The organism is Pseudomonas sp. BN505, assembly GCF_029873175.1.
In the GTDB taxonomy this organism is placed as follows: Bacteria; Pseudomonadota; Gammaproteobacteria; order Pseudomonadales; family Pseudomonadaceae; genus Aquipseudomonas; species Aquipseudomonas putida.
Genome location: NZ_SSOI01000050.1, coordinates 258,368 through 277,673, shown reverse-complemented (window position 1 = coordinate 277,673; position 19,306 = coordinate 258,368). Strand labels below are relative to the sequence as shown.

Sequence of the window (19,306 nt, the reverse complement as noted above, 5' to 3'; positions counted from 1 at the left end):
CCGCCAACAGTGTTCGGGGAGCAGCTAAAACAAAGTGTCTTGGTGGCCGTTTGTGATTGTAGGTGCCGGCCTGCAGATTCAAGGTCTACGGGATATCATATTATGGTATTCCAAACTTTTGGCAAGAGGTATGAGGCGACCGGCCATCACCCCGGCCTTTACCAACCGCCGCAACCCTTTGTAGGAGCGGCCTTGTGCCGCGGAAGGGCGGCACAGCGGCCCCAGGGGTTCAGCGTCGACACACACATTGACGGGGCCGCTATGCGGCCCTTTCGCGGCACAAGGCCGCTCCTACAAGGGGACTGTGTCAGGTCGGGAGGCCTGGCTCGAACGGGATGCTCTGCACCACCTCCAGCTCATACCCTGCCAGGCCGGCGTACTTCAGTGGTGGCCCCAGGTGACGCAGCTTGCCCACGCCCAGGTCCTGCAGGATCTGCGCCCCGGTGCCTACTTCGGAGTACACCTTCGACTGCCCACGCTGGTACGGCCTTACCGGCTGTGTCAGCTGTGGTATGCGCTCAAGCAAGGCTTGGGAGGATTCATGGTTGGCCAGGATCACCACCACGCCAGCGCCTTCCTCGGCCACCTTCTGTAGCGCCGCCCACAGTGTCCAGTTGGCGGGGCCTGCGTATTCGGCACCGACCAGATCGCGCAATGGGTCGATGACGTGCACCCGTACCAGGGTCGGTTGCTCGCGGCGGATGTCGCCCATGACCATGGCCATGTGCACGCCACCTTCAATGCGGTCCTCATAGGTGACCAGACGGAAGGTGCCGTGCACGGTCGGCAGCTCGCGCTCGCCGATGCGCTTGATGGTCTGCTCGGTGCTCAGGCGGTAGTGGATCAGGTCGGCGATGGTGCCGATCTTGATGCCATGCCGGGCGGCGAACACTTCCAGGTCGGGGCGCCGGGCCATCGTGCCGTCGTCATTCAGCACCTCAACGATTACCGACGCCGGGCTGAAGCCGGCCAGGCGCGCCAGGTCGCAACCTGCTTCGGTGTGGCCGGCGCGGGTCAGCACGCCGCCTTCGCGGGCGCGCAAGGGGAAGATGTGGCCGGGTTGCACCAGGTCTTCGGGGCGGGCGTTGGCAGCCATGGCCGCCGCCACGGTGCGCGCCCGGTCGGCGGCGGAAATGCCGGTGGTGACGCCGGTGGCCGCCTCGATCGACACGGTGAACGCCGTGCTGAACACGCTGCCGTTGGCCGGTACCATCTGCTCCAGGCCCAGGCGCTGGCAGTGTTCGTCGGTCAGGGTCAGGCAGATCAGGCCACGCGCTTCGCGGGCCATGAAGTTGATGGCCTGGGCGTCGCAACGCTCGGCGGCGATTAGCAGGTCGCCTTCGTTTTCCCGGTCCTCGTCATCCACCAGCAGGACCATCTTGCCTTGCCGGTAGTCCTCGAGAAGCTCCTCGATGGTGTTGAATGCCATGTTGCACGCTCACTGTGGTGGGATGATTTTTATGGTATACCATCATACACAAATATCGCCTTAACAGGAGAGCAGCGCATGAAGGCCTACTGGATCGCCCATGTGGACGTGACCGACCCCGAGCAGTACCAGCAGTACACCCAACGCGCGCCGGCAGCCTTCGAGGCATTCGGCGGTCGCTTTCTGGCACGTGGCGGGCGCAGCGAGGCGATGGAAGGGCGGCCTACCCCTCAGCGTAGCGTGGTGATCGAGTTCGATTCGTACGAGCAGGCGGTGGCGTGTTATCGGTCCGCGCTGTACCAGGAGGCGTGCAGCCATCGCCAGGGGGTGGCGAAGGCTGAGGTGATCATTGTCGAAGGGTTTGAACCCTGATGTTGGGCTGATGGCCCTTTCGCGGGTAAACCCGCTCCCACAGGTACACCACGAATTTCCAGTTCTGTGGTGTACCTGCGGGAGCGGGTTTACCCGCGAAGAGGCCGGACCTGCCTGACGGCATTCCAGCCTCTGCCGCCTGGGTGGGTAAGGTTATTGAAGGTGGACTTTGAGTTCACCGGCCGCCTGGCGCATGGCTGCCTTCACTGCTGGCACCTGACTCAGTGGATTGAGCAGGCCATAGTCGTGGATCATGCCGTTGTACCGCACCGAGGTAACGGTTACCCCAGCAGAGTTCAACTTGCGTGCATACGCTTCGCCTTCATCACGCAACACATCGAATTCAGCCGTTTGCACCAGCGCTGGCGGCAAGCCCTTGAGCTGTTCACTGCTGGCCCGCAGCGGCGAGGCGTAGATCTGTTCCCGCGCCTTGGCATCGGTGGTGTAGTTGTCCCAGAACCACTTCATCATCCCGGTGGTCAGAAAGTGCCCTTCGGCAAACTGCTTGTACGATGCCGTCTCGAAGCTGGCATCGGTCACCGGCCACAGCAACAGCTGGAAGCGCAGGGCAGGGGTGCCGGCCTGTTTGGCTTTCAGCGCCACTACTGCCGCCATGTTGCCGCCGACGCTGTTGCCGGCCACCGCCAGGCGCTTGCCGTCCACGCCGATCTCCTTGCCATGCTCGGCCACCCAGCGGGTCGCAGCGTAGGCTTGGTTGATCGCCGTCGGGTAGTGCGCTTCCGGCGACGGGGTGTAGTCCACATAGACCGCCACCGCACCCGAGCCGACCACCAGGTCGCGAATCAGCCGCTGGTGGGTCGGGAAGTCGCCAAGCACCCAACCGCCGCCGTGGAAGAACATGAATACTGGCAAGTCACCCTTCACATTGGCCGGGCGTACCACTTGCAGCTTGATCGACTCGCCGCTGGCCTGGACGGTGCGTTCCTTTACTTCGATACCGGAGAGGTCGACCTTGACCGATGCCTGGGCCCCCGTCAGCACTGCCCGGGCGTCTTTCGGGCTGAGTTGTTCCAGAGGCTTGCCGCCGCCTTGTTCCAGGGCTTCGAGAAACGCCTGGGTGTGCTGTTCGACACCAGGGCTACCCGCAGCGAAAGCGCTGGAAACGGACAGGGCCAGAAGGGAGGCGGTAAGGGTTTTGTGGACAATGTTCATGAGCGAATCCTTTTCCATGCAAGTGTTGGTAGTGGGCGTCTTGCCTGGCCTGTTGGGCCATCGCTGCGACTTGTGCGTAGGTTAGGCAGATGCACTGGCGGGAAAAAGCCGCTATAAAGCGTTTGACTGTCACCATGAGCGAGACAATGAACCCCTACGAAGACATGCGCATCTTTGCCCAGGTCATGGAGGCCGGCAGTTTCACCGCCGCCGCCGACCGCCTGGGCATGTCCAAGCAATCGGTCAGCCGGCGCCTGATGCAGCTCGAAGAGCGCTTGGGCGTACGCCTGCTCAACCGCTCTACCCGGCGTCTGGACGCCACGCCGCTGGGCCAGCACTACTACCAGTCGGCGCTGCGCCTGCTGGGCGAGGTGCAGCAGGTAGAACACGACATCAGCGGCCAGGCCCAGGCCCTGCGCGGCACCTTGCGGCTGAGCGCACCGCTGTCGTTCGCCATGTCACACCTGGGCTGCCTGTTGACCGAGTTTTTGCAATTGCACCCGCACGTCGATGTCGAGGTGGACCTCAGTGATCGTGCCGTGGACCTGATCGGCGAAGGCTACGACCTGGCGCTGCGGATCGGCGCGCTGGAGGACTCCAGCCTGATTGCGCGGCGCATTGCCAGTGTCGAGCGGGTGTATTGCGCGAGCCCGGCGTACCTGCAGGCGCGGGGTGTACCGCTAAAACCGGAGGATCTGGCCGGGCACGACTGCCTGCCCTATGGTCATTCTCGCCAGGTGCAGTGGCAGTTCCGCCAGGGCGGCAAGGCGCAGGCGATTCAGGTGACAGGGCGCATGCGTGCGAACAACGGCGAGTTGCTCAGGGATGCCGCTACCGCCGGGATGGGGGTGACCTACCTGCCGACCTTCATCGTTGGGCAGGCGTTGGCGGATGGGCGGCTGGTGAATGTGCTTGAAGAGTGGACGCCGCCTGCCTTGCAATTATCAGCGGTGTATCCGCAGCACAGGCAGGTGGCGCGGCCGGTGCAGGGGTTTGTGAGCTTTTTGCGCGAGCGCTTGGTGCAGTTGTAGGCCAGCCTCGGCACCTTGCCGCGAAGCGCAACGCCAGCGGCAAGGCGAGCGCCCGGATCGGCGCCAGGATCAAGCCAGATGGCGGCCCAGCTTGAGGCGCCAGCGCGCCGGCAAAGCGCCCAGCAGGCGCAGCACCAGTATGAAGGTGGCGGGGAAGGCGATTTCCAGCGGCCGGCGTGGCAGGCGCGCGATGATATGAGTGGCGGCGCGTTCGGCGCTCCATAGCTGGGGCATGGGGAAGTCGTTGCGGCGGGTGAGGGGGGTGTCGACGAAGCCGGGGCTGACCAGGGTGACATCGATACCTTCGCCAGCCAGGTCGATGCGCAGGGACTCGACCAGATACCGCAATGCCGCCTTGGACGCGCCATAGGCGCCGGCGCGCGGTAGCGCCAACCAGCTGACCGAACTGCCCATCACCACCAGGTGTGGCTGCTGGCCGCGGCGTAGTAACGGCAGGGCGGCGGCCAGGCAAAGGCTGGTGCCGGTCAGGTTGGTACGTATCACTCGCTCGACCAGCGCCGGGTCGAAGTGCCCCGGCTCCAGGTACTCGCAGGTGCCCGCATTGAGGATCACCTGGTCCAGTGCGCCCCAGGCGCGCTCGATCTCCCCGGCCATCTGCGCCACCTGCCCAGGCTGGTCGATATCGCCCACGGTCAGCAGTACCTGCCCCGGGAACTGCGCGGCCAGTGCCGTCAGCTTGTCTGCGTGGCGTGCACCCAACGCCACCTGATGGCCTTGCTCCAGCAAGTGCAATGCCAGCGCAGCACCAATGCCGCTGCCGGCACCGGTGAGCCAGCAACGGCTCATGCCAGCCTGCCTTTGAGCCAGCGAATGGCGCTGCCCATGACCGGCACATGCTCGTACAGCAGAGCGCCGGCGTCGAAGTAATCCTGGTGAAAGTGCACCCGCTCATGCCAGCGCAGGTGGCTGCACCCCTGCAGGCTGATCAGTTGCCCACGGGCCAGCTGCGGGTGGCGATATTGCAAGGTCCAGCGAATGTAGCCGTGGCCCGGTTCCAGCTCGTCGGTGCCTTCGAAGCGGTAATGGCACTCGGGCACCTTCGCGTACAACTGGGCGAAATAAGCCCGCAGCGCGGGAAGGCCGGTGAGCTGGTGCAGAGGGTCGCGAAATGCTACGTCCTCGCTGTACAGGTCGTTCAGCAAGTCGAGGTTGTGTGTATCGAGCGTGGCAAAGCGCTCGGCGAAGGATTGCAGGTAGCTGGACATGCACAATACCTGTACAAGTTAGGTTCTTTGTACAAGGTATAGTGCAGGTCGCTGTAGAAATCTATACAGAATAATTATTATGTACAGGGTGTGTTGGTTCGACATGAGATTTTCTGCGCCTGAGAGATCGAGCGCCGCGCGGGTGGCGCTCGATCTCCCAGGCGCAGAAAATCATGTGGTGAACTCGCCCAGCCCGATCAAACCGCCATCGAACTCATCCATGGCATCCAGCATCGCTTCGCGCAAGTAAGCCAGCGATGCCCGATCGAACAGCAACTGCAACGCCGGCCGCTCGTCACTGCCCACATTCACCATAATCACATTTATCCGTGCCGCTGAAGTCTGCGCTACCGCCCCGACCGGAAACGCCTCGGCACGTAAATCCACCCCGCACAACTTGGCCATCACCGCACTGCCATGCACCCCTGACAGTTGCAACCAGGCATGGCTGTCCTGGCGCGGCAGCAGGTAGTTACGCTGTGCATCCTGCACCCACTCAGCTTCCGCGGCAGCCACCCGTGCGCCTTCGTCGGCCAGGCTGCCCAGCAACAGGTACTCGGTTTGCGACAACCGCGCTACCCAGCCGCCGTCGTCCTGACGCGCGGCCTGGTTCGGCTGCTGAGGTAAACGGTAGCCACGTTGCTGCAGGTAGGCAGCACTGTCGCCCCCGCGAAAGCCGACCCGTGCCACATCGGTCAGGTCAGTCAACGCACAGGTGTGCAACAACTCGGCCCGCGGGCTGCGAGGGATAAACGCTTCGGCTTGCAAACTGGTCATGGCTCAGAGCTCCTGGCGCAGGTTGTCGGGATCGTGGAACGGCAGTTGCACCACCTTGGCGTGCACCATCGTGCCGCCTTCCACGCGGATCGGGATGTGCATGCCGGGGGTGGCCTGGTGGGCGCCGGCATAGGCCAGGCCGATGATTTGCCCCAAGGTTTGCGAGTACTCGCAGGAAGTGACATTGCCGGTGATGTCCGGCCCGTCCAGTACCAGGTGCCCCTCAAGTGGCTGCGGGCTGCCCTGTGGCAGGGTGAAGCCGACCAGCTTGCGCTTGAGCGGCTGCGCCTCAAGGATTTCGATGGAACGCTTACCGACGAAGAACGGCTTCTTGCGGCCGATGGCCCACTGCATGTCGATCTCTGCCGGGTGGGTCATGCCGTCGGTGTCCTGGCTAATGATCACATGGCCTTTTTCCAGGCGCAGCAGGCGCTGGGTCTCGACACCGAACGGGCGAATACCCAGGCCCGTACCGGCTTGCATCAGGGCGTCCCACAAGCGTTCGGCATGGCGCGCCGGCACATGCACTTCATAGCCCAGTTCACCGACGAAACCGACCCGCAGGATGCGCGCCGAAATGCCAGCCACCTCGCCTTGGCGTACGCCGAGGTAGGGGAAGGCTTCTGCCGACAGGTCCACGTCTTCGCACACCTTGGCCAGCACCTCGCGTGACAGTGGCCCGGCCAAGTTGACGGCGGCCAGGGCGGCGGTAACGTTGGTGATGTCCACGTCCAGACGCCACTGCGCGTTCCACTTCAGCATCTGTTGGTAGATGCGGTCGACACCGCTGGTAGTGGCGGTGACATAGAAGTGTTGCTCGCCCAGGCGTGCGCAGACGCCGTCGTCTATCACCACGCCCTGTTCATTGGTCATCAGCGCATAGCGGGTGCGGCCGACAGGCAGCTTGGCAAAGCCGAAGGTGTACACGCGCTCCAGCAGTTCTGCAGCGTCGGGGCCGCGTACGTCCAGGCCGCCCAGGGTAGAAACGTCAATCAGGCCGACTTTTTCGCGCACATGGCGGGCTTCTTCCTGCATGCAGCGCTCACGTTCCTCTGGCTTGCCGTAGTAGGCCGGGCGTTGCCAGATACCGGCAGGCATCATTTTCGCCCCGGCTTGCAGGTGGCGGCGGTGCATGGGTGTTTGCCGGTACGGATCGAAGGCACGACCGGCCACGTGCGCCAGTTTTTCTGCCTGGAACGGTGGGCGCGCGGTGGTCACCCCGGTCTCGCTGATGCTGCGGCCGGTGGCATGGGCGACCAGGCGTGCAGTGGGCAGCGCCGAGTGGCGCCCCTGGGACGGGCCCATGCCGACCGTGGAGAAGCGCTTGACCAGTTGTATGTCACGGTAGCCACTGCGGGTGGCGTTGACGATGTCGCGCACTTGCAGGTCTTCGTCGAAGTCGACGAAATCCTTGCCTTTGGGGTGCGGGAAAATCGGCCAGGGGAAATTGACCTTGGCTTCGGCGCTGAACACCGGCTGCGACGGCGCTTGCAGGCCCAGCGCTGCCAGTGCATCGGCGGCCCCGCGTGTGGCATCGGCCAGCACGTTGGCCAGCGAGTGACGGCCGTTCACCGAGCCTGCGATATCCAGCCCGGCCGGCAGGTCGCTGAGGGTGAACTCGTCACGGTTGACGTCATAAGCCAGCTTGCCACCGGCCTGGCACAGCAACTGATACACCGGCATGTAGCCCGCCGACATGCACAGCAAGTCGCAGGCCAGGCGCAGGCCATGCGCGCCGACCTTGCCCTGGCCGGTGATCGGGCGAATATCCACCCCGCTGACATGGCGCATGCCTGTTTCGTGCAGCGCTTCGTACACCGTGCTGCCCAGGTGCACGGGGATATCGCGGCGCTTCAGTTCGGCAGCCAGTGCGGCATCGGCTGGCGCGGCGCGCATATCGACCACGGCAGCCACGGCCACGCCTTGCTCCTGCAGGTCGAGGGCGGCCAGGTAGCCATCATCGTGGCCGGTGAGGATCACCGCACGCTGGCCCGGCTTGACCGCGTACAGCTTCATCAGCCGCTGGGCGGCGCTGGTCAGCATCACCCCCGGCAGGTCGTTGTTGCGGAACACCACCGGCTGGTCGAACGAACCGGCCGCCACCAGGCAACGGCTGGCGCGTACCTTGTACAAGCGCTTGTGCTGGATCACCGGCAGGTAATTGTCGGTGAACCAGCCGTTGCAGGTGGCCTCCAGCAGCACCTGGATGTTCGGGTGGCCCTCGAGGGTGGCCAGCAGCTCCTGGCGCAGGCTGGCGGCGCGGGTGCCGGCGATGTCGAAGCGGGCGTAGGCAAGCGAGCCACCCAGCACAGGCTGTTGTTCGATCAGCAGCACCTTGGCCCCGGCATTGGCCGCGTCCAGCGCGGCGCGCAGGCCGGCGGGGCCGCCGCCGATGACCGCCACATCAACGAACAGGTAGGCTTTGTCGTAGTACTGCGGCTTGAAGCCAAGGTCGAGCACGCCCAGGCCGGCCTTCTTGCGAATCAGCGGCTCCCACACCTTCCACATGCCCATGGGCTTGTAGAAAGAGCGGTAGTAGAAGCCCACCGGCATGAAGCGTGAGAACTTGCCCAGGTAGGCGTCACGGTCATGCGTCAGGCTGCCGTTGAAGTTCTGCCCTTCGACCACCTGGCCCTCGCGGGCGGCTTCCAGGTCGGCCAGCACGTTGGGTTCTTCAGGCAATTGCACCAAGGTGTTGGCGTCCTGGCCGGCCATGCTCAGCGGGCCGCGTGGGCGATGGTATTTGAACGAGCGCGACAGCAGCCAGCGGCCGTTACCCAGCAGGGCGCTGGCAATGGTGTCACCGGCAAAGCCTTGGCAGGCCTGGCCGTCGAACTCGAAGCGCAGCGGCCGCTCGCGGTCGATCAGCAGGCCCATGGGCGCGGGCAGACGGGTAGGGCTGTTCATCCGGCGATCTCCGGGGTGGCGGCGGGGGTGAAGTCGACGCGGCGGTCGAACAGTGCTTTCGGGTCGAAGGTGCGCAGCACCTGGTCGCTTCCCGTGTGGCGCTCGGCCAGGAACCAGTAGCTGGAAGCGTTGTGCAGCCACCACTCGGTCACCACCCCGGCCAGGTTGTCGCTGTTGAACACATAGTCGGCCCACTCGGCGTCGCTGCAGCTGGCCGGATCGGGCATGTGCTTGAACTCGCCGCCGTAGGTGAACTCGCTGATGTTGCGCGGGCCGTTCAAGGGGCAGGTCAGGATCTTCATCGTCGTTGCTCCTAGTGGCTGGCCGCAGTGGCGCCCATTTCGTTGACTTGCTGGAAGCGGCTGAAGCGCTCCAGGGCGAAGGGGGCGATCATTTCGGGTACCTTGCCGCCGCTGGCCACCAGCTCGGCCATGGTCTTGCCGCAGATGGGCGTGGCCTTGAAGCCCCAGGTTCCCCAGCCGGCATCCAGGTAGTAGTTGTGCACTGGCGACAGGCCCATGATCGGGCTGTAATCCGGGGTCATGTCGGTCATCCCGGCCCACTGGCGCATCAGCTTGGCGTTGGCCATGAACGGGAACATCTCGATGGCGTGGGCCAGCAGGCTTTCCTTGAGGTCGAGGGTGGAGCGGGTGTTGTACAGCGGGTAAGGGTCGGAGCCGCCGCCAAAGACGATTTCCCCACGGCTGGTCTGTTGCACATAACAATGCAGCGCCGACGAGCTGACCAGCGGATCGAGAAATGGCTTGAACGGTTGGGTGACCATGGCCTGCAGCGGGTAGGTGTGAATCGGCGCACGGATGCCTGCCTTGGCCATCAGCAGCGAACTGGCGCCGGCCACGGCCTGGACCACGCAGCCGCACTGCACCGTGCCACGGTTGGTCTTCACCGCTTCGATGCGGCCATTGCGAATCAGCAGGTCCTGTACTTCGGTCAGCTGGTGGATTTCCACGCCGCGCTTGGCCGCCTGTTTGGCGTAGCCCCAGGCCACTGCGTCATGGCGTGCAGTGGCACCGTCGATGTGCCAAAGGCCTGCCAGCACCGGCAGGTGGCCAGGGTCGAGGTTGAGGCTGGGCACCAGTTCGCGAATCTGTTGGCGGTCGATCATTTCGGTGCGCCCGCCAAAGTGCTTGTTGACCTCGGCACGCTGGCGGAAGGCGCGCACGGTGGCATCGGTGTGCGCCAGGGTGAGCTGGCCGCGCTCGGAATACATGATGTTGAAGTCGAACTCGTTGGACAGGTTCTGGAACATGCGCACCGATTCTGCGTAAAAGCGCACACCCTCGCTGGTGAGGTAGTTGGAGCGGATAACCGCGGTGTTGCGTGCGGTGTTTCCGCCTCCCAGGTAGGCCTTTTCCAGCACGGCGACGTTGGTCACGCCGTGGTACTTGGCCAGGTAGTAGGCGATGGCCAGGCCGTGGCCGCCGCCGCCAATGATCACCACGTCATAACGAGGCTTGAGTTCGCACGGTGGCGGCAGGTCGACCTCCACCGGGTAGTCGGCACTCAGGCCGTATTTCAGCAGGGCGAAAGGCATGCGGTGCGCTCCTGGTGGGCGGCCTGTTGCTGCAGGTCGAGGGCGAGCAGGGTGTTTTTCATCAGGTAGGCGATGGTCATCGGGCCGACGCCACCGGGCACCGGAGTAATGCCGGCGACCTGGGGCAGGGCAGCGGCGAAGTCGACATCACCGACCAGGCGGCTGTGGCCGCCGTCATCGACGCGGTTGATGCCGACGTCGATCACCACCGCGCCGGGCTTGAGCCAGTCGGCGCCTATCAGCCGAGGTTTGCCCACTGCGGCCACCAGGATGTCGGCCTGGCGGCACAGCGCCGGCAGGTCGCGGCTGCGCGAGTGCACCACGGTCACCGTGCAGTCGGCCTGCAGCAGCAGGGCAGCCATGGGCTTGCCGACAATGTTCGAGCGGCCGACCACCACCGCATGCTTGCCGCGCAGCTCGCCACAGGCGTCGCGCAGCAGGCGCATGCAACCGTTGGGGGTGCACGGGGTGAGCACATCGCGGCCTTGGGCCAGGCCACCAACGTTCTCGCTGTGGAAGCCGTCCACGTCCTTGAGCGGGCTGATGGCTTGCAACACAAAGTGCTCGTCGATGTGCGCGGGCAACGGCAGTTGCACGAGGATGCCGTTTACCTCCGGGTCGCGGTTAAGGCGGTCGATCAAGGTCAGCAGGTGGGCCTGGGTGGTGTCGGCGGGCAGGCGATGTTCCAGCGAGCGGATGCCCACCTCTTCGGCGCGCAGCACCTTGTTGCGTACGTACACCTGGCTGGCGGCATCGGCGCCCACCAGCACCACGGCCAGGCTTGGTTGCACGCCGCCCTGGCGCAGTTCCTGCACCTGCGCGCGCACTTCGGCCAGCACCCGCGCGGCGGTGGCCTTGCCGTCGATCAGCTTGACGCTGGGAAGGGCGCTCATTTGAAGATCACCGTGCGGTCGTGGTTAAGGAACACCCGGTGTTCCAGGTGGTATTTCACGGCGCGGGACAGGGCGATGGTCTCGGTGTCGCGGCCGATGGCCACCAGGTCGTCCGGCGCGTAGGCGTGGTCCACGCGCTGTACTTCCTGCTCGATGATCGGGCCCTCGTCCAGGTCGCTGGTCACATAGTGGGCGGTGGCGCCGATCAGCTTGACCCCGCGCTGGTAGGCCTGGTGGTAGGGCTTGGCCCCTTTGAAACCGGGCAGGAACGAGTGATGGATGTTGATCGCCCGGCCCGACAGCTGGCGGCACAGGTCATCAGAGAGGATTTGCATGTAGCGCGCCAGCACCACCAGTTCGGTGCCGGTGTCCTCGACGATGCGCAGCAGCGCGGCTTCCTGTTCGGCCTTGGTGTCTTTGCTCACCGGCAGGTAGACGAAGCGAATGCCCTGGCGCTCGGCCATTGGGCGCAGGTCCAGGTGGTTGGAAACCACGGCGGTGATGTGCATGTCCAGCTCGCCCTTGGCGTGGCGGTACAGCAGGTCGGACAGGCAGTGGTCGAACTTGCTCACCATCAGCAGCACACGCATGGGCCGGGCGCTGCTGTGCAGGCTCCATTGCATGTCGAAGCGTTGGGCCACGTCGGTAAAGCCGGCCTCCAGCTGCGGCGTGTCACCGCTGATACCGGTGTTGAAGCGGAACACTGCGCGCATGAAGAAGCGCCCATTGTCCTCGTCGTCGAACTGCGCCATCTCGCTGATGTAGCAACCGTGCTCGGCCAGGTAGGTGGTCACCGCGGCGACGATGCCAGACACGGCCGGGCAACTGACGCGCAGGATGAAGTGATCGGGAGCGGGGTGCATGTCGGATAGGCCTCGTGATGGAGTGGGGCAGGTCGGGCACAAGGGCAAAAGAAGCTTCGCGAGAGGGCGAAGTGGTGTTTCTTCGTAGGAATATAAATTTCCTTTAGGCGATTTATAGGCGAAATGAGGGGTGCCGGTCTAGCGGTTTGTGAAATTTTTTATCCTGACAGGAAAGTTTTTTTTCAGGCCTTTGCCGGGCTATGCTTGCTCCATGACAACACCACCGCCTCTGCGCCAACCTTGCCCTCCTGGTGCCTGCGACTGCGGCCGCGAACACTTGGTCGATCACCCGCAGGCGGCCCGGCGCATCCTCCTGCTCACCCGACAGGAAGAAAAGCGCCTGCTTGAACGCCTGGAAAACCTCAAGGACCTCGAGGACTTGCAACGCCTGCAGCAACGCCTGTACGAAAACCTCGGCATCCGCGTGCACATTGCCCCCGGCTACAACGAAGTGCGGACCATGCGCGGTATCGTCATTGAACTGGATGACCAGCCGGGTCTGTGCCGCAAGACCCGGCAGTCGATCCCGGCAGCAATTCGGCGCGGGCTGGAGCGCAACCCGCAGGTGGCCTTCCGTCTGCTGGATACCCACGACCTGCTGCGTGATGCCTGACCTTTGATTTCTGCACCGCTTGCTCTTTGTGGGAGCGGCCTTGTGTCGCGATAGGGCTGCGCAGCAGCCCCGGCTATTTCATTGGAAACGCCGAAATCGGGGGGCCGCTTTGCGGCCCTATCGCGACACAAGGCCGCTCCCACACGGTGGCGCGTCAGTTCCTCTAATTTTTTCAACGCTTGCTACGTCTACTTGAAAGCCCCCCTGCATCAGGCGTGCAGCGGCACTCACCATTCAAGGAGACAGGCAATGACTTCCGTTTTCGACCGCGACGATATTCAGTTCCAGGTAGTGGTCAACCACGAAGAGCAGTACTCGATCTGGCCGGACTACAAGGCCATCCCCAACGGCTGGCGTGCCGTGGGCAAGAGTGGTTTGAAAAAGGACTGCCTGGCCTACATCGACGAGGTGTGGACCGACATGCGCCCGCTGAGCCTGCGTCAGAAAATGGCCGAAGCCGCTACTCAGTGACTGCCCTGAACCTGCTGTGCCTGCCGTATTCCGGGGCCAGCGCCATGGTCTACAGCCGCTGGCGGCGCAAGCTGCCAGCCTGGCTGCAAGTGCGCCCGGTGGAGCTGCCCGGTCGTGGTGCGCGCATGGCCGAGCCGCTGCACACCGATATGCAAGCCCTGGCCCGGCAACTGGCCAGCGAGCAGCGCCTGGCGGCCAGTGCCCCCTATGCGCTGCTTGGGCACAGCCTGGGCGCGCTGCTGGCCTTCGAGCTGGCCCATGAACTGCAGGCGTTGGGCTGCCCGCCACCCTTGGCGCTGTTCGCCTGCGGCACGGCGGCGCCCACGCGGCGTGAGGACTACGACGGCAAGAACTGGCGCGAGCCCAAGAGTGACGCCGAGCTGATCAACGAGTTGCGCGAGCTTCAGGGTACGCCCGAGGAAGTGCTGGCCAATGCGGAGCTGATGAGCCTGACCTTGCCCACCCTGCGCGCGGACTTTTTGCTCTGCGGCACCTACGCCTACCGCCAGCGACCGGCGTTGCAGTGCCCGCTGCACGTGCTGGGCGGCGCGAATGACCGGGCCAGCGACGAGCAATTGCAGGCCTGGCGCCAGGAAACCCACGGCGAGTTCTCGCTGCGGATGTTCCCGGGCGGCCACTTCTTCATCCATGAGCAGGAGGACCACGTGCTCGGCGCGCTGACTGCTTCGCTGGAACCGCTTCGGCTTTCTGCCTGATTGACGTTACCGCTTGCCTGGGGGAGGCTAGGCCTTTTCCCAGGCAAGGGGCGGACAATGCTGATCGATCCACACAAGGCCACGCTGCTGGTCGTCGACATCCAGGAAAAACTCATCGGCGCCATGAGCGACCCCGAGGGCACCCGGGCACGGGCCCGCTGGTTGCTGGCTGCGACTGCCGAGCTGAAGTTGCCGACGGTGATTTCCGAGCAGTATCCCAAGGGGCTAGGGCATACCGTGGCGGATCTTCTGGCCGCAGCCCCGGCAGCCGAAGTGGTGGAAAAAAGCCATTTTTCCTGCGTGGCCGCCGAGTGCCTGCCGGCCAGCCTGATGGCGCGTGAGCAGGTGATCGTTTGTGGTATGGAAACCCATGTCTGCGTGCTGCAGACGGTGCTTGGCCTGCTGGCGTTGGGCAAGCAGGTGTTCGTGGTCGAGGATGCCTGCGACAGCCGCACGCCGGCCAGCAAGGCGGCGGGGCTGGCGCGCATGCGTGCCGCCGGGGCACAGGTGGTGACCCGTGAGATGGTGTTGTTCGAATTGATGGGCAGTGCCGGCCACCCGCTGTTCCGCCACATCAGCAAAACCTACCTGGTCGGTGAACAGCCCTGAACGGCCGGTTACTGGCTGCCGGGTTGATGGCCCTGGCGCTGCTGCAAGGTTGTGCCGGGCGCCGTGAAGAAGCACCGGAAGCAGACCCGGCCAAGGTCCGCGCCCAGCTGCTGCGGTTGCTGCCTGCGCAGGCCAAGGACCGCGAGGGCTGGGCCAAGGACATTCAGGTGGCTTTCGAAGCCCAGCGTATAACGCCAAGCAAAAGCAATCTGTGCGCGGTACTGGCGGTGACCGAGCAGGAATCGACCTTCACCGCCGACCCGCAGGTGCCCAACCTGGGGCGTATCGCCCGTGAGGAAATCGACCGCCGTGCCGCACGCCTGCATGTTCCCAGGCTGCTGGTCGACGGCGCTCTGAAAACCCCTTCGGGCAACGGCCAGAGCTACCAGCAGCGTTTGCAGGCAGTGCGCAGCGAGAAGCAGCTGAGCGAGCTGTATGACGAGGTCATTGCGCGTGTACCGCTGGGCAAGACTTTGCTGGGCGGGCTGAACCCGGTGCACACAGGCGGGCCGATGCAGGTCAGCATCGACTTCGCCGAAAAGCATGCGCAGGCTTACCCCTACAGCCATGACGGCACGATTCGCCAGGAAGTGTTCACCCGGCGCGGCGGTATGTATTTCGGTATTGCCCACCTGTTGGGCTACCCGGCCAGTTATGAACGCCAGTTGTACCGTTTTGGCGACTTCAACGCAGGCTGGTACGCCAGCCGCAACGCGGCGTTCCAGGCGGCATTGAGCAAGGCGACCGGCGTGCCGCTTGCCCTGGACGGCGACCTGATTGCACCGGGGGCGATCATGCCAGGCACCACCGAGCAGGCCGCGAGAAAGTTGGGGGTGAAGCTGGGGCTGCGTAACCCGCAGATTCGCAGCCAGCTGGAGGAGGGCGACAGCCTGGCGTTCGAAGACAGCAAACTGTACAGCGGAGTATTTGCCCTGGCGGATGCCAAGGCCGGTAAACCGGTGCCACGGGCGGTGTTGCCGGGGATCGAGCTGAAGAGCCCGAAGATCACCCGCAAGCTGACCACGGCATGGTTTGCCGGGCGGGTGGATGAGCGTTATCAGCGGTGCATGAAGCGTTAGTCATGTGTTGCCTGTGCCGGCCTCTTCGCGGGTAAACCCGCTCCCACAGGGTTAGCACTGACCATGAGGTCAGTGCAGTACCTCAAGGCCTTTGCAGGGATACCATTGGTTCGGAAGGCAGTGAGGTCCCTGTGGGAGCGGGTTTACCCGCGAAGAGGCCGGCGCAGGCACCATCAGCTTTCGCCCAATGCCCCCACCACCTGGTCGACACTGGCCTTCAACCCTGCAAACGCATCGTCAGGGTCACTCTCCACCACCACCAGCTTCGCCCCGGCTGCCTTGATCACTTCGGCCACCGCCGCGTCCGGCTGGCGGTGGTCCAGCACCAACGCGACATCCTGCGCTTTCAGATTTTCCTCCAACGCCTTGAGCGTGGCAGCATCCCACTCGGCCGGCAGTGGCTGCTCCACCACGTCCAGGTTCAACCCGCTGGCGAGGTAACCCAGCCGCTCGGACAGGCTCACCACGGTCAGGTTGTCGACCTTGGCCAGGCGTGTCTGGCTGCTGGCCGAAAGCTCCAGCAGCTGGCGTTTGAGGCCCGCCAGGTTGCCCTGGATCTTCGCTTTGTCACCTGGGGCGAGGCGCTCCAGGTCGTTGGCCACCACATCGGCCATACGCCCCAGGTTGGTCGGGTTGAGCCAGGGGTAGGCGCCATAGGCATCATCACCCGAGACCGCAATCCCTGGCAGCGCACCGTCCACCGGCCGTGCGGCATCGATTTCGACGATGCGGATGTTGCTGCGGCGGGCCATTGGGTACAGCGGGTCGTCTCGCCAGATCGAACGCACGCCGATCACCGCGTCGGCCTGCTGTGCGGCTTTCTCCAGGCTGGCGCCACCGCGCCCGCTGAAATACGACGGCTGGCGGCTGGCCGGCAGGTTGGCCGGCGCCGCACGTTTTAGCTGTACTGCAGTGCCGTCGAGCAGGGCGCTGGCCAGGCTGTGGGTGACGGGCAGGGTGGTCAGCACTTGTGTGGCAAAAGACAGCGACGGCAGGCCGGCCAGGGCCAGCGCCAGGGTCAGGCGTTTGAAGTTCATGCCGGGTTTCCTTGCAGGCGGGGGACGAGGGCGCGGGCCAGGGCGGCCAGGGCAAAGCACATGCCGGCGACCAGGATGATCGCGGCGCCTGACGGCACCGGCAGGTCGAAAACGATCGGCAGCAGGATGCCAAACAGGGTGCTGATGGTGGCAATCACCACCGACAGGAAGAAAAAGCCCTTGAGCGACTGGCTGACCAGGCGAGCGGCGGCAGCGGGGATGACCAGCAGCGCACCGACCAGGATGGCCCCGATCACCTTCACGGCGGCCACGGTCACCAGGGTCACCAGCACCACGAACAGGTAGTCCAGGGTTTTCACCGCTACCCCGCGCACGGCCGCCAGCTGTGGGTTGAAGCTGGCCAGCATGATGCGGTTGTACAGCGGCAGTGCCAAGGCCAGCACCAGTACCGCGACGATGCCCAACACCACCAGGTCCTGGCCGCTGACGGTCAGCACCGAGCCGAACAGCACGTTTTCGAGGATGTGCACGTTGATCTTGCCAGCCAGCATCAGCAGCAGGCTGGCACCCAGCGCCAGCGACACCGAGAGGAACACGCCGATCAGCGTGTCCGGCGACAGCCCGGTGCGGTTGCGCAGGAAGTTGAGCAAGATACCGAACAGCAGGCAGTAGCCGAACAGGCTGCCATAGGGGCCGGTGTAGGGCTCGCCCAGCAGGATGCCGATGGCCACGCCGGTCAGCGCGGCATGGCCCACTGCCTCGGAGAAGAAGGCAAAGCGCTTGACCACCACCAAGGTGCCCAGGCCGCCCAGCACCGGGCCGATCATCATGCCGGCCAGCAGGGCGTTGACCACGAAACCGTAGGCCAGTGCCTCGGGCAGGTAACCAGCGGTAGCCCATTCCTGGACCAGTTGGCGAAATGCTTCAAAACTCATGAGGCAAGGCTCTCGCTACGCGGGTGAACGGAGAACAGGCCGAGCAGGCGCTCCGGTGTCAGGGCCTGGGCGGGTGGGGCGTCGAACAGCACCTTGCGGCTCAGGCCGGTTACCCGGTCAGCAAGGCGCAGCACGGCTTCAAGGTCGTGCTCAATCCACAGCACGGTGGTGCCAGCCTGGCGCCAGCCCTTGAGCAACTGCTCGAACACCTGGATACCGGCCTCATCGAGTGCCGACATGGGCTCGTCCAGCACCAGCAACTGCGGCTCGGGGATCAGGCCCTGGGCCAGCAGCACGCGCTGGCGCTCGCCCCCGGACAACGCACCCATGCGCCGCTTGCGCTTGTCGAGCATGCCGACCCGCGCCAGGGCCGCGTCGATGGCCGGTTGCACGCGCCGCGACAGGCCGAGAAAGGCCGGGCGGCGCTGGCACATGGCGGCCATGAAGTCGTCCACGGTCATTGGCAGACCGCGGTCGAACTCCAATGCCTGGGGCACATAGCCGATCACTTCGCGTTCGCTAGGCCAATGCAGGGTGAGTTGGCCCTGATGCGGCATCTGCCCGAGCAGGGTCTTGATCAGCGAGCTCTTGCCGCCGCCGTTGGGGCCGACGATGGCGTGCACGCTGCCGGCGGCCACGCTGAAACCGACCTGTTCCAGGATGCGTGTGCGGCCTAGCGTCAGGTCGATGCCGGCGAACTCGATGCGCGGCCCGAAGCCCGTCACCAGGTTGGCGGCGGCGGTCATGCGCGGTTCTCCTGGATGGCGCGGACCACGGTGTCGAGGTTGCGCTTCATCTCCACTTCGTACTTGTCCTTGGTGTATTCGCCATAGGAAATGTGCGTCAGCGGGTACAGACGCACGCCAGATTCGCGCTGGATGGTCTCGACGTAGGCCGACGGGAAGTCCATTTCCGAGAAGATCACCCGCACGTCCAGGGCCTTGAGCTGGTCGATGGTCTTCTTCAGCTGGGCCGGGCTGGGCTCGATGCCATGGGCAGGCTCGACCACGGCCGTCACCTCCAGGCCGAAGTCGCGTACCAGGTAGTCGTAGGCGGCATGGATGGTGGCAACCCGGAAGGTGGCGCTGGGCGCCTCGGTGACCTTGGCCAGGGCTTCGGCACGCAGCGCGCGCAGGCGCTTGGCGTAGGCGCGGGCGTTTTGCGTGTAGAGCTTGGCGTTGTCCGGGTCGAGCTTGCCCAGTTCGCGGGCGATGTTGTTGACCTGCGCGATGGTGGTGCTGATCGACAGGAAAGTGTGCGGGTTGACCACCTTGCCTGCGCCACGGGCGGCAATGCCGGTGGCTGCCAGCAACGGCACGTTCTGGTTGGCTTCGATGGTGTTGATGCCGGGCTTTTCGCTGGCGGCGATCATGCGGTCGGCGAAGTCGTCGTGGCCGACACCGTTGAGAACCACCACATCCAAGGTGCCGATGCGCTTGATGTCCTCGGCCCGTGGCTCGTAGGCGTGGGGGTTGAAGCCCGCTGGAATCAGCGGTACCACTTCGGCCTTGTCGCCGACGATGTTGGTCACGTAGCTGTAGTAGGGGTGCAGGGTGATGCCGATGCGCAGGGGCTTGCCGTTATCGGCCAGGGCCATTGCCGGCAGGGCAAGGGCCAGGAGCAGGGCGAGGGCGGAGCGGAACATGGGGAAGTCCTTGG

At 64.7% G+C, this 19,306-nt stretch carries 21 protein-coding genes; 7 read left to right on the top strand and 14 right to left on the bottom strand.

Going from position 1 to position 19,306, the window contains the following annotated elements; all coding sequences use genetic code 11:
- Window positions 1-307 precede the first annotated feature (307 nt).
- Window positions 308-1,429 carry a bifunctional 3,4-dihydroxy-2-butanone-4-phosphate synthase/GTP cyclohydrolase II gene (ribBA, locus tag E8E78_RS17360; protein ID WP_016499077.1) on the bottom strand — a complete coding sequence of 374 codons (1,122 nt, stop codon included), beginning with the start codon at window positions 1,427-1,429 and terminating at the stop codon, window positions 308-310.
- 78 nt (window positions 1,430-1,507) lie between these two features.
- Here ribBA and E8E78_RS17355 point away from each other — a divergent pair, with 78 nt between their 5' ends.
- Window positions 1,508-1,801: a DUF1330 domain-containing protein gene (locus tag E8E78_RS17355; RefSeq protein WP_049274687.1), complete on the top strand. Its 294-nt coding sequence runs from the start codon at window positions 1,508-1,510 to the stop codon at window positions 1,799-1,801.
- Between the two features lie 153 nt (window positions 1,802-1,954).
- Here E8E78_RS17355 and E8E78_RS17350 read toward each other — a convergent pair whose 3' ends face one another.
- Window positions 1,955-2,974, bottom strand: coding sequence for an alpha/beta hydrolase (locus tag E8E78_RS17350; protein WP_049274686.1), 1,020 nt, complete (start codon window positions 2,972-2,974; stop codon window positions 1,955-1,957).
- Between the two features lie 146 nt (window positions 2,975-3,120).
- Here E8E78_RS17350 and E8E78_RS17345 point away from each other — a divergent pair, with 146 nt between their 5' ends.
- Complete coding sequence (locus E8E78_RS17345; protein ID WP_049274685.1) at window positions 3,121-4,005, top strand: LysR family transcriptional regulator; 885 nt, start codon at window positions 3,121-3,123, stop codon at window positions 4,003-4,005.
- 69 nt (window positions 4,006-4,074) lie between these two features.
- Here E8E78_RS17345 and E8E78_RS17340 read toward each other — a convergent pair whose 3' ends face one another.
- The 8 genes from E8E78_RS17340 to purU all read right to left on the bottom strand — a co-directional run bounded on the left by E8E78_RS17340 (window position 4,075) and on the right by purU (window position 12,226).
- Entirely contained in the window at window positions 4,075-4,812 is a 738-nt protein-coding gene (locus E8E78_RS17340; RefSeq protein WP_016499081.1) for an SDR family NAD(P)-dependent oxidoreductase, read from the bottom strand.
- On the bottom strand, window positions 4,809-5,231 hold the full coding sequence (locus tag E8E78_RS17335; protein WP_049274767.1) for a nuclear transport factor 2 family protein: 423 nt from the start codon (window positions 5,229-5,231) through the stop codon (window positions 4,809-4,811). The genes E8E78_RS17340 and E8E78_RS17335 overlap by 4 nt, the downstream gene beginning before the upstream one ends.
- A gap of 171 nt (window positions 5,232-5,402) precedes the next feature.
- A complete protein-coding gene (locus E8E78_RS17330; RefSeq protein WP_280311685.1) occupies window positions 5,403-6,008 on the bottom strand; it encodes a sarcosine oxidase in 606 nt (201 codons plus the stop codon).
- Window positions 6,009-6,011: 3 nt separating this feature from the next.
- Window positions 6,012-8,915 carry a 2Fe-2S iron-sulfur cluster-binding protein gene (locus E8E78_RS17325; protein WP_280311684.1) on the bottom strand — a complete coding sequence of 968 codons (2,904 nt, stop codon included), beginning with the start codon at window positions 8,913-8,915 and terminating at the stop codon, window positions 6,012-6,014.
- Window positions 8,912-9,217 carry a sarcosine oxidase subunit delta gene (locus E8E78_RS17320; protein ID WP_016499085.1) on the bottom strand — a complete coding sequence of 102 codons (306 nt, stop codon included), beginning with the start codon at window positions 9,215-9,217 and terminating at the stop codon, window positions 8,912-8,914. The genes E8E78_RS17325 and E8E78_RS17320 overlap by 4 nt, the downstream gene beginning before the upstream one ends.
- 11 nt (window positions 9,218-9,228) lie before the next feature.
- On the bottom strand, window positions 9,229-10,470 hold the full coding sequence (locus E8E78_RS17315; RefSeq protein WP_016499086.1) for an FAD-dependent oxidoreductase: 1,242 nt from the start codon (window positions 10,468-10,470) through the stop codon (window positions 9,229-9,231).
- Complete coding sequence (gene folD, locus E8E78_RS17310) at window positions 10,452-11,363, bottom strand: bifunctional methylenetetrahydrofolate dehydrogenase/methenyltetrahydrofolate cyclohydrolase FolD (protein ID WP_049274764.1); 912 nt, start codon at window positions 11,361-11,363, stop codon at window positions 10,452-10,454. Before folD ends, E8E78_RS17315 begins: the two co-directional genes overlap by 19 nt.
- On the bottom strand, window positions 11,360-12,226 hold the full coding sequence (gene purU / locus E8E78_RS17305; protein ID WP_016499088.1) for a formyltetrahydrofolate deformylase: 867 nt from the start codon (window positions 12,224-12,226) through the stop codon (window positions 11,360-11,362). Before purU ends, folD begins: the two co-directional genes overlap by 4 nt.
- A 211-nt stretch (window positions 12,227-12,437) precedes the next feature.
- Between purU and E8E78_RS17300 the strand changes: the two genes are divergently transcribed.
- The 5 genes from E8E78_RS17300 (at window position 12,438) to E8E78_RS17280 (ending at window position 15,714) form a co-directional block, all read left to right on the top strand.
- A complete protein-coding gene (locus tag E8E78_RS17300; RefSeq protein WP_041168003.1) occupies window positions 12,438-12,839 on the top strand; it encodes a hypothetical protein in 402 nt (133 codons plus the stop codon).
- Between the two features lie 249 nt (window positions 12,840-13,088).
- Window positions 13,089-13,310, top strand: a complete 222-nt coding sequence (locus E8E78_RS17295; protein ID WP_016499090.1) for an MbtH family protein — start codon at window positions 13,089-13,091, stop codon at window positions 13,308-13,310.
- Entirely contained in the window at window positions 13,307-14,026 is a 720-nt protein-coding gene (locus tag E8E78_RS17290; RefSeq protein WP_049274762.1) for an alpha/beta fold hydrolase, read from the top strand. The genes E8E78_RS17295 and E8E78_RS17290 overlap by 4 nt, the downstream gene beginning before the upstream one ends.
- 57 nt (window positions 14,027-14,083) lie before the next feature.
- Window positions 14,084-14,635, top strand: coding sequence for a hydrolase (locus E8E78_RS17285; protein ID WP_049274761.1), 552 nt, complete (start codon window positions 14,084-14,086; stop codon window positions 14,633-14,635).
- Window positions 14,636-14,661: 26 nt separating this feature from the next.
- Window positions 14,662-15,714, top strand: coding sequence for a DUF1615 domain-containing protein (locus tag E8E78_RS17280; protein WP_084966094.1), 1,053 nt, complete (start codon window positions 14,662-14,664; stop codon window positions 15,712-15,714).
- A gap of 173 nt (window positions 15,715-15,887) precedes the next feature.
- Here the strand turns inward: E8E78_RS17280 and E8E78_RS17275 are convergent, their stop codons facing one another.
- The 4 genes from E8E78_RS17275 to E8E78_RS17260 are packed head-to-tail and all read right to left on the bottom strand — an operon-like array spanning window position 15,888 to window position 19,292.
- Window positions 15,888-16,751, bottom strand: coding sequence for a zinc ABC transporter substrate-binding protein (locus E8E78_RS17275; RefSeq protein WP_049274759.1), 864 nt, complete (start codon window positions 16,749-16,751; stop codon window positions 15,888-15,890).
- Complete coding sequence (locus tag E8E78_RS17270) at window positions 16,748-17,647, bottom strand: metal ABC transporter permease (RefSeq protein WP_016499095.1); 900 nt, start codon at window positions 17,645-17,647, stop codon at window positions 16,748-16,750. Before E8E78_RS17270 ends, E8E78_RS17275 begins: the two co-directional genes overlap by 4 nt.
- Window positions 17,644-18,393, bottom strand: coding sequence for a metal ABC transporter ATP-binding protein (locus tag E8E78_RS17265; protein ID WP_084966095.1), 750 nt, complete (start codon window positions 18,391-18,393; stop codon window positions 17,644-17,646). Before E8E78_RS17265 ends, E8E78_RS17270 begins: the two co-directional genes overlap by 4 nt.
- Window positions 18,390-19,292 carry a metal ABC transporter substrate-binding protein gene (locus E8E78_RS17260; protein WP_049274757.1) on the bottom strand — a complete coding sequence of 301 codons (903 nt, stop codon included), beginning with the start codon at window positions 19,290-19,292 and terminating at the stop codon, window positions 18,390-18,392. Before E8E78_RS17260 ends, E8E78_RS17265 begins: the two co-directional genes overlap by 4 nt.
- Window positions 19,293-19,306 lie beyond the last annotated feature (14 nt).

What these genes read in the sequence shown, in the direction of transcription:
- ribBA (WP_016499077.1), bottom strand. Translation starts at nt 1,429, where the DNA reads ATGGCATTCAACACCATCGAGGAGCTTCTCGAGGACTACCGGCAAGGC.
- E8E78_RS17355 (WP_049274687.1), top strand. Translation starts at nt 1,508, where the DNA reads ATGAAGGCCTACTGGATCGCCCATGTGGACGTGACCGACCCCGAGCAG.
- E8E78_RS17350 (WP_049274686.1), bottom strand. Translation starts at nt 2,974, where the DNA reads ATGAACATTGTCCACAAAACCCTTACCGCCTCCCTTCTGGCCCTGTCC.
- E8E78_RS17345 (WP_049274685.1), top strand. Translation starts at nt 3,121, where the DNA reads ATGAACCCCTACGAAGACATGCGCATCTTTGCCCAGGTCATGGAGGCC.
- E8E78_RS17340 (WP_016499081.1), bottom strand. Translation starts at nt 4,812, where the DNA reads ATGAGCCGTTGCTGGCTCACCGGTGCCGGCAGCGGCATTGGTGCTGCG.
- E8E78_RS17335 (WP_049274767.1), bottom strand. Translation starts at nt 5,231, where the DNA reads ATGTCCAGCTACCTGCAATCCTTCGCCGAGCGCTTTGCCACGCTCGAT.
- E8E78_RS17330 (WP_280311685.1), bottom strand. Translation starts at nt 6,008, where the DNA reads ATGACCAGTTTGCAAGCCGAAGCGTTTATCCCTCGCAGCCCGCGGGCC.
- E8E78_RS17325 (WP_280311684.1), bottom strand. Translation starts at nt 8,915, where the DNA reads ATGAACAGCCCTACCCGTCTGCCCGCGCCCATGGGCCTGCTGATCGAC.
- E8E78_RS17320 (WP_016499085.1), bottom strand. Translation starts at nt 9,217, where the DNA reads ATGAAGATCCTGACCTGCCCCTTGAACGGCCCGCGCAACATCAGCGAG.
- E8E78_RS17315 (WP_016499086.1), bottom strand. Translation starts at nt 10,470, where the DNA reads ATGCCTTTCGCCCTGCTGAAATACGGCCTGAGTGCCGACTACCCGGTG.
- folD (WP_049274764.1), bottom strand. Translation starts at nt 11,363, where the DNA reads ATGAGCGCCCTTCCCAGCGTCAAGCTGATCGACGGCAAGGCCACCGCC.
- purU (WP_016499088.1), bottom strand. Translation starts at nt 12,226, where the DNA reads ATGCACCCCGCTCCCGATCACTTCATCCTGCGCGTCAGTTGCCCGGCC.
- E8E78_RS17300 (WP_041168003.1), top strand. Translation starts at nt 12,438, where the DNA reads ATGACAACACCACCGCCTCTGCGCCAACCTTGCCCTCCTGGTGCCTGC.
- E8E78_RS17295 (WP_016499090.1), top strand. Translation starts at nt 13,089, where the DNA reads ATGACTTCCGTTTTCGACCGCGACGATATTCAGTTCCAGGTAGTGGTC.
- E8E78_RS17285 (WP_049274761.1), top strand. Translation starts at nt 14,084, where the DNA reads ATGCTGATCGATCCACACAAGGCCACGCTGCTGGTCGTCGACATCCAG.
- E8E78_RS17280 (WP_084966094.1), top strand. Translation starts at nt 14,662, where the DNA reads ATGGCCCTGGCGCTGCTGCAAGGTTGTGCCGGGCGCCGTGAAGAAGCA.
- E8E78_RS17275 (WP_049274759.1), bottom strand. Translation starts at nt 16,751, where the DNA reads ATGAACTTCAAACGCCTGACCCTGGCGCTGGCCCTGGCCGGCCTGCCG.
- E8E78_RS17270 (WP_016499095.1), bottom strand. Translation starts at nt 17,647, where the DNA reads ATGAGTTTTGAAGCATTTCGCCAACTGGTCCAGGAATGGGCTACCGCT.
- E8E78_RS17265 (WP_084966095.1), bottom strand. Translation starts at nt 18,393, where the DNA reads ATGACCGCCGCCGCCAACCTGGTGACGGGCTTCGGGCCGCGCATCGAG.
- E8E78_RS17260 (WP_049274757.1), bottom strand. Translation starts at nt 19,292, where the DNA reads ATGTTCCGCTCCGCCCTCGCCCTGCTCCTGGCCCTTGCCCTGCCGGCA.